Here is a 13,269-nt window from a genome sequence, read left to right as displayed (position 1 = left end):
GCTAGCGGAAAGCCGCCGATGATTCCTGGGCAGAGCAATTCACCGAGTGGATCCGAAAGGTCCAGTGAGGAGGAAGAAATGTTAACCGAAGAAGAGGAAGAGATTAATACCGAGGAGGAGGAAGAAACTCATGCAATGATGGATGTGTTAGAGGCGAGATCTAAAATGGAAGTTTTAGTTTATGCATCTGAAAGATTAACGATAGATTGGAAAAATTGGAACGTTAAAGCTAAAGATAATAGGAGAAAAATGATAGGTGAAAATGATAGAAAAGATGATATAAACTTGATAAAAACTTGTTTTCATGAACTGCTTATGCGGACAGACTATTATGGAACTGATGAGTTGCAATTTTTTATAAGTGATCTTAGGGATGTGCCCTGTGAGGATTGTAACCGGTTGTATAATGAATTGATTCAAGAGTTATGTGAATATATAGCTGAGTTTGGTAGGCGAAAAGGTTGGATGATAGAAGATTGGAATGGGTTATAAATGTGAATTTTAATCAGTGAGATGTGAATTTTTTTTACTATGAATATAAAAATAAGGGAAAAATATATAATGGGCAGAGCGCTAAGTTTTTATGCTCTGCTCTTGGTGTTTCTAGGAAGTCTGTGCTGCACGACTTCCTATTCTGCAGATGTTACTGTTGATAGTAATTTTTTGAGTATCGTAAGCAATATAATGCAATACGTGAAAAAAGATAAAATTATGTCTGAAGAAATCAAAGGTATGAATGTATTGGTTGCAAAAGAAGATCAGCAATATTCTGTATATATTTCTGGTATGTGGCCAATGTTTAACACGACAGGTAAAGCTGATCTACAAACTAATCTACAAACTGATCTACAAACTAATCTACAAACTAATCTACAAACTAACAATGTCGTGATTTTGGATTTCTTTGATATAGTATGTCCACAAAATTCCGGTACCATTCGTGATGCATTGTATAATTATGAGATGAAAATTGCTGAAAATATAAAAACAAAAAGACTAATAATCGAAAAATTAACGAAAACTAATATTCTGAATAAAAGTAAAGATGTAAAACTCCTCATTAAAATAGTTTCTAATGACGTGGATCAAATAATTAGTGAATTTAATGCAATAAAGAGCAACCAAAACGAGTTCAACAATAAAATTAATAAACTAAAGGAAAATATAGAGAAGAACATGTATGATAGTGGAAACCAAGTAAAAAAAGCAGCCATAGATATACTAGATGAATATTTAAATAATTTAGAAACCTACTACAATTCGTTTAATCATGTATTACCGGAAGCATCTGCGGCTGCTTTATATGGTCTAAGTATATTAAAAAAATTAGATAAAGATGATAAACTGAATTACTTGGTGAGTCAAAAATATCCAAAAGATGTACAAAACAAAATAACAGAAACGGCAAAATCCCAAGGCACTGAGATATCAGGCAATAGTTGCTTTGTTATGGAATGGAAAAAATCAACAGAGCCTACTACTGGTAATTTTTGGGAAAACTCTCCTATGTATGGTATATCAAAACTATGCCACAGCGAGCCGATGTATATCTATAGAAATTTTGTAAATTCTACTATTCATCCCGAGCAAAGAGGAAAATTTTTCTTTACCCAAAGGGATATGTGTGAAACCTGTGGTCCGATAATTGCTGGATATACAAGCACGCAGGGTGGACCTAAACAAATGGTGGTAATTTCAGAAAAGCCATGTGGCGAAGGGTGTGTGGATTGTGTGTATTATTGTAACTCTAAATTATTCATTAATTTCCCAGGTGTTTTCCGAATTAGAATGCCAAATATTACCTCTTCAGCTGGTTTCGATAATGATCTTACCGTAACATTTGCCAATAATGGTAGTGTTACGAAAGTTAGCGCTGGAGATGCAACATGGCCACCACCATTGCCGTCACAACAGCCACCATCTAAAAAATAATCATTTGATGGTAAAAAAATAGTAAAATTGTTTTCTAATGTAGCTACTTCCACCAGGGGGGGAAGGTTTGGTTGGGGTGGCGGAGTTCCACTTTCTGGCCGATCTGGGGCGTCAACAATCGAAACTTCTTTCCCTGGGCAAGCTCGTATATTCTCTCCATCGGCTCGTCCCAGCGGTGGGTCGACAGCGAAAACTTTCCACAATGTACCGGTAGCATTGCCTTGGCCCGCAGATCCTCGGTGGCCCGGATCGTCTCCTCGGGATACATGTGAATGTCTCGCCAATTTTCATTGTATTGCCCATTCTCCATAATCGCCAAATCCACGCCATGGAAAAAATTACCTATTTTTGCAAAGTGATCGCCGTAGCCACCGTCTCCACTGAAAAATATCTTAAAGTTGCTCGGCGTCTTAATAAAAAATGAAGCCCATAGCGACTTGTTTTTTAAAAATCCTCGGCCGGAAAAATGCCTGGCCGGTAGACAATGGACGTGGACATTTCCATCCATAATAATCCATTCGTTCCAATCCATCTCGGTGATAATTTTCTCGTCGAATCCCCAGCGATTAAAATGGGCGCCCACACCCAACGGACAGATGATCTTTTTTATTTTTTGTCTTAACTTTTTTACCGTTTCGTAGTCCAAGTGATCCCAGTGATCGTGGGTTATGAAAAGATAATCTAAGTCAGGTAGGTCATTGGTCGTGTATATGTTGCTGCCAGGGAAGGCTTTAGGAAATGGTAAAAATGGTAGCGGTGAGGGAATTTGACTGAAAATCGGATCCACCAGTATCTTCTTTCCATCGATCTGAATGAAATAGGACGAATGGCCAAACCAAACGAGAATGTCCTCGGTTTTAGCCAGAGCCATGAGATCCGTCTTCACCGATGGTACCTGCTTGCAGTCTTGATGTTTCATAAAAAAATCCACCAGCGTCCGGAATATATTCGTGATAGAGGTGTACAGCTGAGTCTCATGGATGTTATGAAACATTCCTTCTCTATAATTCGGCGATTGCTGAATTCTTTCCAGATGGATTCCTTCGGGTAGTTTTCCGAACCTGGGCATATTGATATAAAAAGTCACCAAAATTGAAACCACAGCTACAAAAATAAATAATATTTTCAAATAATTCATTTTTCTGTTCCATGAATAACTTTGGCAGTCATCAGTTTTTCGATTCTATCGGCCATCTCGGCGGCCACATCGATGCCGTCCATGGCTGCACAGGCAGTCGCCATCTGAGATAGTTTTTTACTGTCGGTAATCATGGAAATAACCAGGTCAAATAACACATTAATTTGGTTTTGGCTTACTTTCACAGCGCAGCCATGTTGTTCTATTTCATTGGCATTTTCTTCCTGATGATTCTCTGCAGCAAGTGGATAGGGAACCAAAATCATTGGAGTATGACAGGCAACGCATTCGGCGATGGTGCTGGCTCCAGCTCTGGCTATCACCAGATCGGCGGCGTGAAGTAGAGCATTCATATCATCACTGAATGATTGAAAGATAATGCTACAATTTCCATCGGTCACTTTTTCGTTTTTTGTGTTTAGGCCGCATAAACAGTGGCAATTTATGCGATGTTTAGCGAATTTTTTTACATTGTCTCGGACCCAGTCGGTGAGAGCTTTGGCTCCCTGACTACCTCCCAAAACCAATAGCAACTTTTCTCGGCTCTGGATTCCTAATGTCTCCTTGGCAAGATTTTTATTAATGGCACATAGCTCCTTTCGGACCGGTATACCAAGACGGACAAGTTTTTCGTTTCTTGCACACAATTTGGTCTTTATTCCACTGCTCGGAAGGATAATGAGATCTGCCAACATTGCCAGGGCTCTGGTGGATTTGCCGGCGATGATATTCGATTCATGCAATACAATCGGAATCTTTTTTAATTTCGATGCCAAGGCAAAACCAACGGCTGTGAATCCACCAAAGCATACTGTGCAACTTATTTGTTTCTCTTTTAATATTTTAAGTGCTGAGAAAATTCCTTTGCTCTGGGAGAATATAAATTTCAAAAACTTTAGTGGTGATTTCGAAAATGGCAACGAATTGGTCGTGATAAATTGATATTGGGAATATTTTTCAATAAATCTACGATCTATTTTTTTCTGGCTGGTGCATACAAAGCATCTGTGATTTCTGGCCTGAAGTTCTTCGGCCACAGCCAGCCCCGGAGCTATATGGCCACCGGATCCACCACAGACTATCAATATGTTATTCATAAAGTTATTATTCGTTGTCCTTCAATCATCGCCTTTTAATAATTCTGATTGATGCGATTCGGACCATGTTATTAGGATAGTCGACAATTCTCCATTGATCAAGTGCGAAAAATTACTGTCACTTTTTTTTATGATCCAATCTTCGTCAATCTTTGATATTTCATAGGTTATTTTCTCATTGGATTCCAGGGTTAATTTTATTTCGGATTGTTCATCCTGGGGTTGTGTCTCTGGCCCGAATCGCAATGCCTTGGATCTCAAGTTGTATATGATTGCCAGCAGGGTATCGATTTTATCGCCATCCACCGATGTGGTCACCCATTCTTTAGTTTTTTTATCCTTGTTCACCAGCTTCCAAATTTCTCCGGAGTCGGATTTTTGTAAAAACCATTTGGTTGATCCCCGGGAAACGCCAATGGATGTGATATTGGTCATATCTACAATTTTTCTGTCGTAGAGGTTGGTCAGAGGATCCAAAATTTGGTCCATATTTTTAATTTTCACTGTCATCACTGCATCTTTATTGTGAATCCGTGCAAAGAAAAGGTTTTCGCTGGGCTGGAACCATTTGCCTATGTCGATGGTTATCTGTGAGTCTCGGCATTGGACCAATAGGCGACATTCCGGAGTGGCCAGGCCGATTTCCTGCATATTGCAGGTTTGTTCACTGAAAAATTGTTCAGCTTCCATTCTAAATATATCTGTGAGCACCGCGTCCACAAGTTTTGCATCGGCGTTAATCGAGATGGGAGCTTCGAATTTCCACAGATCATTGTGCTTCGTCAATAGGTATTTTTTGTCCGAAGCCGGGATGGCAAAAATCACCGAGTCAATGTTGGCTTGGTTGTCGCTAAATAGTTCTCGTTGGCACCAATAGGATACGGGTTTGGCCAATATTTTATTGATCTTCGTTATTTCATCAGAGATATATATTTCTCCAAGAAATGTAAGAATATTGTGGGCTAAAGCTATTACATAATCGTGGCGCTTGGTTTTTATGGTCAGTTTCCGAGTCGTAGGTTGCTTTAGGTTTGTCTTTTTCATCCGAAGCTGGATTAGACCATCGAATAAGTTCTCAATGGAAAATCTATTTGCTTCCCAGACAAAGGGTTGAGATACCATCCAATTATTTTTATCCTTTACCATCACCATCTGAGTTCCTCGGAGATTGTCGATATATTCTATGCGATTAGCAGTGGCTAGGTCATTATCATTCAGGAAGATATTTTGCCTAATGTGTTCATTTCTGGTCACTACGAAGCCCAGGAGTGCCAAAGAAATTAGAAGGGCCATCGACAAAAGCACTGTGTTTAGGAGTCTTTTCATTTTATTTGCGCCGCACAAAGCAGACATAAATTCCACCTAATATAATGACAAAGGGTAGCAGAGCGATCCATAGGGCGATGGATAGAATATCACCCTTCGAAAGGTTGGCCATGTACTGTTTTAGGATTCTTGGCTGTATTCTAAGGGATTGATTATCATTAGTTAACCAGTTTACCATGCTGTTAAATAAAATTCGATTCCCCAGCAGATGTATCCTTGAATTTGAAATGAAGTTGCAGTTGCCAACCACCAGGAGTTTTCCTCGGCTTATGTCTATGCCAGTTGATTTGTTCAGCATTCTCTCCGAAAGAGTTGCAAGAGGAATTGGCCCTGGAAGATCTGTGTTTGGATCGAAGTTTCTATCGTTTTGGTCTTTATCGAAGTTCAATTTGGCGAAGGTATTTACCGAACTTTCCAAAAGTGGAGTGATTACCAATTGACTGGTGTTGGCCCCCAGGTCTGGTCTGGCTGGTTGTGTGGCTCCGAATATGGCAGTTAATTGCATACCGGTCATGGCTTTAGTGATCGGATGGTCTGCGAAGATTCTAACCATATTGTCTCCATTATTAGCCGAGTCGGCCGGATCCTTGGAGACCAATGTCATGTCATCAGCGATGATTCCCCAGCGAAAAAATAGGTCATCCAAGCCATTGTGTTTCAACGGACTGAGCAATATCAATAGCTTGCCGTTTTTATGGGAAAGAAAATCTTCCAGAGCATCGACTTCGGTGTCGATGAATTCCGTTCTAGGTCCGGCAATGACGATAAGATTCAGATCGTCGCTACTGTTATTTATGTCGGCAATGTGTTTTGTAAGTACATCATAGCCATGTTTTTTGAGCGAACTTACTGCCGAAGATATGCCGTTAGATGCACTGGGGTTGTCGATGGACATCTCGCCATGGCCCACGGTAAATACTATGGATTTTTTATTCCCACTGGTCAATGCGGCCAGATAATTTGATATTACCTCTTCGGCGCAAAATATCGTATCATTTTCGTTGGAAAAATCGTAAAGCTCGAAGGCGGTGATAATTTTAAACCTATCACTCTGGGAAATCACTACCGAATTGCCATCGATTTCACCAAAACGATTTCTGAGCAAATCGATTTGCCGCGGCTGCTTATTTATATCAATGAATGTGGTTTTTATAAATTTTTGACAATGGGCACGATATTCCTGTAGAAGTTTTTTCACCGGTTGGACAAATATTTGGTCATCTGCGTCGGTCTGATGTTCGTAGGCCACAAAAATTTCCACCTCATTGGCTATGCTATCCAGTATATGAATCGATTCGTCGGATAGGGTTGTACTGGATTTATTTGCCATATTAATCCTCTTAAAATGATTCCAGGACAATATGTTAATGGTTAGGAACAGGGAAATTGCTACCAAAATGGCCAGCGTATTATTTAACTTTCTGATTAGTCTTGCTGCCTTGAAATTTTCCATCGATGGTTCGGGCTATTTTATTTCTATGGCGCCGAGACCGCTTTCTAAATGTAATCTTTCGCCGCTGGATAGTTCTATCGATAGCACACTGCCGTTGTCGTAATAGATCTGAATAGGTGAGGTGTATTCGATTATTTTCTCGCCACCTTTATTCATCGTACCAGAAAAAATGGTATCCTTGCTATCCCTGGTTCTTATCAAAATTTTCACGCCATCGGTGGCCATGAGGGAAAATTTTTTCTTGATGGGTTTTGGTGTGGTTGCTGTGTCCAAAGCCATGGTTGAATTGTTTTTTCCAGTGGCATTGGATGGTCCGATGTCTGGATGGGAGGAATGCCGTGATAGTAAAAATATGAATAGCAATAGGAATAGAGACAGAGCGGCGGCAATGTAGGTGTATTTTTTTTTGATATTGGTTAGGTTTGATTTATAATTGGATTCTGCGCTATCATCTGACTCTGGGTCAGATTTTACCTCCAGATTGCTATGGTCGACGGCCAGGCTTTTTTGGGCCACCTGCTGTACCATTTCGCGGCGTTTAGATGAAGTAGTAAGTGGCACAAAGGCCTTAATCGGGCAAAGCTTCATAATTTCCTGGATGTCGAGCTTTAGAAATTCGGCATAGGTTTTTAGAAATTCTCGTTTATATATATCAGGCAGATTGAAATCGAACGAATTTTTTTCGAAGTGCTCCAAAAAATCCATGCGAATTTTTGTTGCATCGGAGGCTGTTTCCAAAGAAATTCCCAGATTTTCTCTTGCTTTAGAAAGGAGTTCGCCTAATCCATTGCTCATATGCTTATCGAAATTTGTCAAAATTAATCAAAAGGCAACTGATTTTTGGCGAAAGGTTTAGCCGACATGTATAGATGGGACAGATGATATAAGTTCCTCAGTATATGGATGTTGTGGGCAGGTGCATATCATTTTCGATGGGCCATATTCCAATATTCTTCCATCTTTCATTACCATCATATTGTCGCAGAGGTATTCGGTGACGGCGATGTCATGGGATATGAACAAAATGGCAATACCCTTTTCTTTGTTTAACGCTTTGAGTAAATGGAGGATTTGGGCCTGCACTGATACATCAAGAGCACTCACTATCTCATCGCAAATGAGCAGTTTAGGCTCCATGGCCAATGTCCTCGCTATGGATACTCGTTGGCGTTGGCCGCCACTTAGTTGATCCGGATATCTTGATATCAGAGATGTGGATAATAAAACTATATCTAGCAATGACTTAGCTTTGGAGATTTTCCATGATTTTGGTGCATGTTTGAATCTTATATCCAGTGGTTCGAGTAGAATTTCCCCCACAGTCATGTGCGGATTCAATGTGTTGCAGAAATCTTGAAACACGATTTGGATCAGCTTTCTGTAGGGCTTAAAACTTTGCCAGGACATGTGAGTAACATTTTCTTCATTTATAAATATCATACCAGATTCCACTGGAACCAGCTTGGCTATGGCATTGATAAGAGTTGATTTGCCGCTACCACTTTCACCGACAATGCCAAGGGATTCGCCGTATCTTATATTGAATGAGACGTTTTTCAGTGCGTTTACTTTGCGACTACCAAATAGAGAAAAAACTCTGGTGCTGTGAAAGGTAATATTAAGTGACTCGGCTCGGACCAATGTCATTGGCTTTCCTGTATTTCCAAAACTAGCATTTTTAGCATCTACTGCAGCGATATTTTCAAGATTAGAATATTCTAAACAGGTATTCATGGGATATGTAATAAATCTATAATTATAATATATAGTTGATCATTTTCTTTTGGATGAAAAATGCAAACAATAACTTGACCTTTTAGGTTGTCTTTACATTTTTCTGCGGTGAGATGAATTCACCAGAACAATCAACATCCATTGATATAGATCTGATTTCCAAGCTGGCAAGAATAGAATTAACCGAGGAAGAAAAATGCAAGCTGACAGGTCAGCTGAGGGATATTTTAGAATATTTTGATCAACTAAAGGAAGTTGATGTGGTCGATGTGGAGCCTATTGCCCATGCATTTCCCATTTATAATATTTGGCGCAATGATGATATTGGTGAAAGTTTTCCCGTGGCCAAGGCTTTGCTAAATGCCCCGGAGAAATCTGGAAATCAAATAATTGTACCTAAAATGGTTGAATAGTATGGCAGAGGAATTTTTTTATAAATCCATTTCGGCATTGAGCGATATGCTGAGGCGTAGGATTGTCTCCTCGGAGGAACTGACCCGCGTATTCATAGATCGCACAAAGTCGTTGGATGGAAGCATTGGAGCATTCCTAAGTTACGATGAAGAGAAAACATTGAATCAGGCCAGAGAATCAGATAAAAGACGATCCAATGGATTAATATTGAGTGATTTGGATGGCATACCGGTGGGCATAAAGGATGCAATTTCCGAGGAAGGTCAGCCATTGACCTGTGCCAGTAGAATTTTGGAACATTATATCAGTCCCTATGATGCCACGGTCATAAGGAGATTAAAAGATTGCGGTGCAGTGCTTTGGGGTCGCCTAAACATGGATGAATTCGCCATGGGGGCGTCCACCGAAAATTCGGCATTTAAAATCACCCATAATCCATGGAATTTGGATTGTGTACCAGGTGGCAGTGGTGGTGGTTCGGCGGCGGCGGTATGTGCCGGAGAGGTGCCCGTTGCGCTGGGGTCTGATACCGGAGGTTCCGTACGGCAACCGGCTTCGCTGTGTGGCATTGTGGGCCTAAAGCCTAGCTATGGCCTGGTAAGTCGTTATGGTTTAGCGGCATTGGCCAGTTCCACCGATCAGATAGGTCCTACGGGGCGTAGCATTAGGGATGTGGCCATATTATTGCAAGCCATAGCTGGCCATGATGCTAGGGATTCCACCAGCTATAGAGTCGATGTGCCTGATTATGTAAAATATCTGGAAATGGAGAATTTCCCGAAAACAATTGGATTGCCGAAGGAATATTTTGCCGATGGCCTCGACGATGAGGTCAGGGAAGCGGTCCATAGAGCTGTGGATTTTTATGGGAAAAACGGCTTCAAGATTAAAGAAATTTCATTGCCTCATACCAAATATGCCGTACCGGTTTACTACATCATCATGACCACCGAAGCCTCTTCGAATCTGGCACGATTTGATGGTGTTAGATATACTAGGCGCAGCAAAAATACCACCAACGCAGTGGATATATACTTTCGATCTCGGGAAGAAGGTTTTGGGGCCGAGGCCAAGCGTAGAATTTTACTTGGTACCTATGTTCTAAGCAGAAGCCATCACAATGCTTATTATATTAAGGCTCAAAAGGTTAGGACGAAAATTCGCGAGGATTTTCTCAAGGCTTTCAATGAGGTGGATATTATTTTGTCACCGACTTCACCCTGCACGGCCTTTCGCATTGGCGAAAAATTAGATGATCCGCTTTCGATGTATTTAGCCGATATTTACACCGTTTCGGCGAGTTTGGCAGGCCTGCCAGCCATTTCAATTCCCTGTGGATTTTCCAGTAAAAAATTACCCATTGGATTGCAGCTCATGGCTAGGCCATTCCATGAAACTGATATCATGATGGCCGCTAAACAGTTCGAAGATAATCACGACTTTGTCAATAGAGTGCCTAATATAGGAATATAAAAAATGATGTGTGGCCGAAATGGAACTTGACAGTATTTTTGTGGCCATGTCCGGTGGGGTGGATAGTTCGGTGGCCGCGTGGTTGCTAAAAGAGCGCAAAAAAAATGTGGCCGGCGGATATATGCGAACCTGGCATAATGGCGATGCGAATAATCCGCTTTCCCACTGTCCGTGGCGGCAGGATCTTGAGTCAGCAAGTAGAGCGGCTGACGAAATTGGCGTGGATTTTGAGATTATAGACATGATAGAAAACTATCGCAAGTTTGTGGTCCGTGAACTCATCGATGGCTATAAAAATTCGCTCACACCAAATCCCGATGTGATGTGCAATCGGTTCATAAAATTTGGGGCGTTGTATAGCCATGTGGCAAGGAAAGGTTTTAGCAAAATGGCCACCGGTCATTACTGCCGAAAACATTCCAATGCAGATGGTTCCTTTGATTTGAAGGAAGCCGTTGATAAAACCAAGGACCAATCATACTTTTTGGCCTATCTTTCTCAGGAACAGTTGGCCATTGCAGAGTTCCCGCTGGGTGATATGACCAAGGCCGAGGTAAGGAAAATAGCCAGAGCTGCCGGCTTGGCAAACGCTGAACGCAAGGACAGTCAGGGCATATGTTTTCTTGGTGATGTGAAGATTCAGAATTTTTTGAGCCAATATATAGAAGAAAACCCCGGTGATATAGTGGATGATCGAGGCAATAGGATCGGTCGGCATCTGGGACTCCATAATTTCACCTTGGGCCAACGTCGAGGTATTAATGTGCCATCGAATTCGGATTTTAATCACTATGTGGTGGTAGATAAGGACTCGAAGCATAATCGATTGGTGGTGGCTTTTGAGTCTCCTATGGCCAGAAATTTGTATGGTAAACGGTTCATGATACGTGACTTGAGCTATATCAATAGGGTGATTGAATCCAGATGTAAGCTGTTGGCAAAGCCGAGGTATAGAGATCCATCCCAACGGATATATTTTGAAAGGGTCGATGCAACCATGGCCGTTGTGGAATTCGAAGAACCGCAGCGGGCTTTGGCCAATGGTCAGGTTATTGCATTTTACGACGGCGAAGTTTTGCTAGGCGGAGGAATCTATGATAAAAAAATATAATTATTGTATTGACCAATCTTTTAGATTTTATCCTATCATATTTTATGAGTGATGCTGCTCAAGCTACCATGGATCAAATAACCGCGCTGTGTAGGCGCCGTGGTTTTATTTTCCAATCCTCAGAAATATACGGTGGTCTGGCTGGTTTTTTCGACTATGGGCCTTTGGGTTCTGAAATGAAAAAAAATATTCGCGATGCCTGGTGGAACGATATGGTACGAAGGAAAGACAATATGGTTGGGGTAGATTGTTCAATTATCACTAATTCTTTGGTATGGAAAGCTTCCGGTCATGTGGAGGGATTCTCTGATCCCATGGTGGATTGTAAGGAATCTAAGATGAGGTACCGGGCCGACCAACTTTATTTTTCAAAAATTTCCGTCGATGGGGAATTCATAGGATATGTATCTGTATTGGAAGATAATAACATGCAATCTGTTGCCGAAAAATTTGCCAATGATCTAAAAAAGAGACTTGGTAAAGACGGCAAATTAGATAAAATAACACTCAATAATTATATAAAAGCCAGGCCAGATGAATATGAATTAATCCCATCGCCGGCCACCGGTAAGCCAGGTAGTTTGACTCCGCCAAGGGCTTTTAATCTGATGTTTACGACTCATATTGGTGCCCTAACAGATGATTCATCAATGGCTTACCTTAGGCCTGAGACTGCTCAGAGTATTTTTATCAATTTCAAAAATGTTTTGGATACCAGTAGGCTTAAGGTGCCTTTTGGCATTGCTCAGATCGGCAAGGCCTTCAGAAATGAGATTACTCCTAGGAATTTCACCTTCAGATCTCGAGAATTCGAACAGATGGAATTGGAATTTTTTATTCAAGAGGATATTTGGGAGGCATGGCATAGCTACTGGGTGGATGAGCGACTGACTTGGCACAAAAACATAGGATTGGATCCCTCGTTGCTTAGTTTGGAGGTCCATTCTAAGGAGAAGTTGGCTCACTATTCCAGGGCTTGTACCGATATAATATTTAAATATCCGTTTGGCTGGAGTGAGTTAGAGGGCATTGCCGCCCGGGGAAATTTTGATTTGACCAAACATCATAATGCCAGTGGTAAGTCGTTGGAATTTTTTGATGAATCTAAAAATTGTAGCTATATTCCTCATGTTATTGAGCCTTCAGTGGGGGTGGATCGGCTGTTTTTGGCGCTGCTATGTTCTGCCTATGCCGAGGATGAAATCGATGGCGAAAGGCGGGTAATTTTAAGACTTCATCCCCGGATTGCACCGATCAAAATTGCCATACTACCATTGGTGAAAAATAGGTCAGAGATTGTTATCATGGCCAGAAAATTGTACGATAGATTCAGTAAAATTTGCAATGCATTCTATGATGAATCCGGTGCCATAGGTCGCAGGTATAGGCGGATGGATGAAATTGGTACGCCTTATTGTTTGACCGTTGATTTCGAATCGCTTGAAACTCAAACATTTACGTTACGCGATAGAGATTCCACCACCCAGGTTAGATTGACCGAAGAACAGGTTGTGGCGAGGTTGATGGAAAATATCTTCTAGGCTATAGAAAATATTAATTTATTGACCTAGGTCCTTATAATAGAAGCATT

At 41.0% G+C, this 13,269-nt stretch carries 12 protein-coding genes; 6 read left to right on the top strand and 6 right to left on the bottom strand.

Going from position 1 to position 13,269, the window contains the following annotated elements; genetic code table 11:
- A partial coding sequence (locus LBH49_03645; GenBank protein ID MDR0351708.1) for a hypothetical protein occupies positions 1-492 on the top strand: 492 nt, incomplete at its 5' end.
- Positions 493-531: 39 nt separating this feature from the next.
- Positions 532-1,932 carry a hypothetical protein gene (locus LBH49_03640; protein ID MDR0351707.1) on the top strand — a complete coding sequence of 467 codons (1,401 nt, stop codon included), beginning with the start codon at positions 532-534 and terminating at the stop codon, positions 1,930-1,932.
- 43 nt (positions 1,933-1,975) lie between these two features.
- On the opposite strand, the gene LBH49_03635 is transcribed toward LBH49_03640, so the two are convergent.
- The 6 genes from LBH49_03635 to LBH49_03610 all read right to left on the bottom strand — a co-directional run bounded on the left by LBH49_03635 (position 1,976) and on the right by LBH49_03610 (position 8,680).
- Positions 1,976-3,001 (bottom strand): MBL fold metallo-hydrolase, encoded by a 1,026-nt coding sequence (locus LBH49_03635; protein ID MDR0351706.1) that lies wholly within the window; start codon positions 2,999-3,001, stop codon positions 1,976-1,978.
- A gap of 65 nt (positions 3,002-3,066) precedes the next feature.
- Entirely contained in the window at positions 3,067-4,167 is a 1,101-nt protein-coding gene (locus LBH49_03630) for a UDP-N-acetylglucosamine--N-acetylmuramyl-(pentapeptide) pyrophosphoryl-undecaprenol N-acetylglucosamine transferase (protein ID MDR0351705.1), read from the bottom strand.
- 21 nt (positions 4,168-4,188) lie between these two features.
- Positions 4,189-5,520 carry a DUF4340 domain-containing protein gene (locus LBH49_03625; GenBank protein MDR0351704.1) on the bottom strand — a complete coding sequence of 444 codons (1,332 nt, stop codon included), beginning with the start codon at positions 5,518-5,520 and terminating at the stop codon, positions 4,189-4,191.
- Entirely contained in the window at positions 5,495-6,823 is a 1,329-nt protein-coding gene (locus LBH49_03620; protein MDR0351703.1) for a GldG family protein, read from the bottom strand. Before LBH49_03620 ends, LBH49_03625 begins: the two co-directional genes overlap by 26 nt.
- Before the next feature lie 135 nt (positions 6,824-6,958).
- The gene (locus tag LBH49_03615; GenBank protein ID MDR0351702.1) at positions 6,959-7,741 is read right to left on the bottom strand and encodes a helix-turn-helix domain-containing protein; all 783 of its coding nucleotides are present in this window, start codon (positions 7,739-7,741) and stop codon (positions 6,959-6,961) included.
- Between the two features lie 57 nt (positions 7,742-7,798).
- Positions 7,799-8,680, bottom strand: coding sequence for an ATP-binding cassette domain-containing protein (locus LBH49_03610; protein ID MDR0351701.1), 882 nt, complete (start codon positions 8,678-8,680; stop codon positions 7,799-7,801).
- Between the two features lie 113 nt (positions 8,681-8,793).
- On the opposite strand from LBH49_03610, the gene gatC reads away from it, so the two are divergent.
- Genes gatC through LBH49_03590 form a run of 4 tightly spaced genes read left to right on the top strand, consistent with a single transcriptional unit; the run spans position 8,794 to position 13,219 of the window.
- Positions 8,794-9,093, top strand: coding sequence for an Asp-tRNA(Asn)/Glu-tRNA(Gln) amidotransferase subunit GatC (gene gatC, locus LBH49_03605; GenBank protein MDR0351700.1), 300 nt, complete (start codon positions 8,794-8,796; stop codon positions 9,091-9,093).
- A 1-nt stretch (position 9,094) separates the two neighbouring features.
- The gene (gatA, locus tag LBH49_03600) at positions 9,095-10,567 is read left to right on the top strand and encodes an Asp-tRNA(Asn)/Glu-tRNA(Gln) amidotransferase subunit GatA (protein MDR0351699.1); all 1,473 of its coding nucleotides are present in this window, start codon (positions 9,095-9,097) and stop codon (positions 10,565-10,567) included.
- A gap of 19 nt (positions 10,568-10,586) precedes the next feature.
- Positions 10,587-11,678, top strand: coding sequence for a tRNA 2-thiouridine(34) synthase MnmA (gene mnmA, locus LBH49_03595; GenBank protein ID MDR0351698.1), 1,092 nt, complete (start codon positions 10,587-10,589; stop codon positions 11,676-11,678).
- A gap of 44 nt (positions 11,679-11,722) precedes the next feature.
- Positions 11,723-13,219, top strand: a complete 1,497-nt coding sequence (locus LBH49_03590) for a glycine--tRNA ligase (protein ID MDR0351697.1) — start codon at positions 11,723-11,725, stop codon at positions 13,217-13,219.
- The last annotated feature ends 50 nt before the right edge of the window (positions 13,220-13,269 follow it).

It is taken from the genome of Puniceicoccales bacterium (assembly GCA_031255005.1).
In the GTDB taxonomy this organism is placed as follows: Bacteria; Verrucomicrobiota; Verrucomicrobiia; order Opitutales; family LL51; genus JAIRTH01.
The sequence above is the reverse complement of the archived record's forward strand: the minus strand, read 5'-3'. Positions and strand labels throughout refer to the sequence as shown.

What these genes read in the sequence shown, in the direction of transcription:
- LBH49_03640 (MDR0351707.1), top strand. Translation starts at nt 532, where the DNA reads ATGAATATAAAAATAAGGGAAAAATATATAATGGGCAGAGCGCTAAGT.
- LBH49_03635 (MDR0351706.1), bottom strand. Translation starts at nt 3,001, where the DNA reads ATGCCCAGGTTCGGAAAACTACCCGAAGGAATCCATCTGGAAAGAATT.
- LBH49_03630 (MDR0351705.1), bottom strand. Translation starts at nt 4,167, where the DNA reads ATGAATAACATATTGATAGTCTGTGGTGGATCCGGTGGCCATATAGCT.
- LBH49_03625 (MDR0351704.1), bottom strand. Translation starts at nt 5,520, where the DNA reads ATGTCTGCTTTGTGCGGCGCAAATAAAATGAAAAGACTCCTAAACACA.
- LBH49_03620 (MDR0351703.1), bottom strand. Translation starts at nt 6,823, where the DNA reads ATGGCAAATAAATCCAGTACAACCCTATCCGACGAATCGATTCATATA.
- LBH49_03615 (MDR0351702.1), bottom strand. Translation starts at nt 7,741, where the DNA reads ATGAGCAATGGATTAGGCGAACTCCTTTCTAAAGCAAGAGAAAATCTG.
- LBH49_03610 (MDR0351701.1), bottom strand. Translation starts at nt 8,680, where the DNA reads ATGAATACCTGTTTAGAATATTCTAATCTTGAAAATATCGCTGCAGTA.
- gatC (MDR0351700.1), top strand. Translation starts at nt 8,794, where the DNA reads ATGAATTCACCAGAACAATCAACATCCATTGATATAGATCTGATTTCC.
- gatA (MDR0351699.1), top strand. Translation starts at nt 9,095, where the DNA reads ATGGCAGAGGAATTTTTTTATAAATCCATTTCGGCATTGAGCGATATG.
- mnmA (MDR0351698.1), top strand. Translation starts at nt 10,587, where the DNA reads ATGGAACTTGACAGTATTTTTGTGGCCATGTCCGGTGGGGTGGATAGT.
- LBH49_03590 (MDR0351697.1), top strand. Translation starts at nt 11,723, where the DNA reads ATGAGTGATGCTGCTCAAGCTACCATGGATCAAATAACCGCGCTGTGT.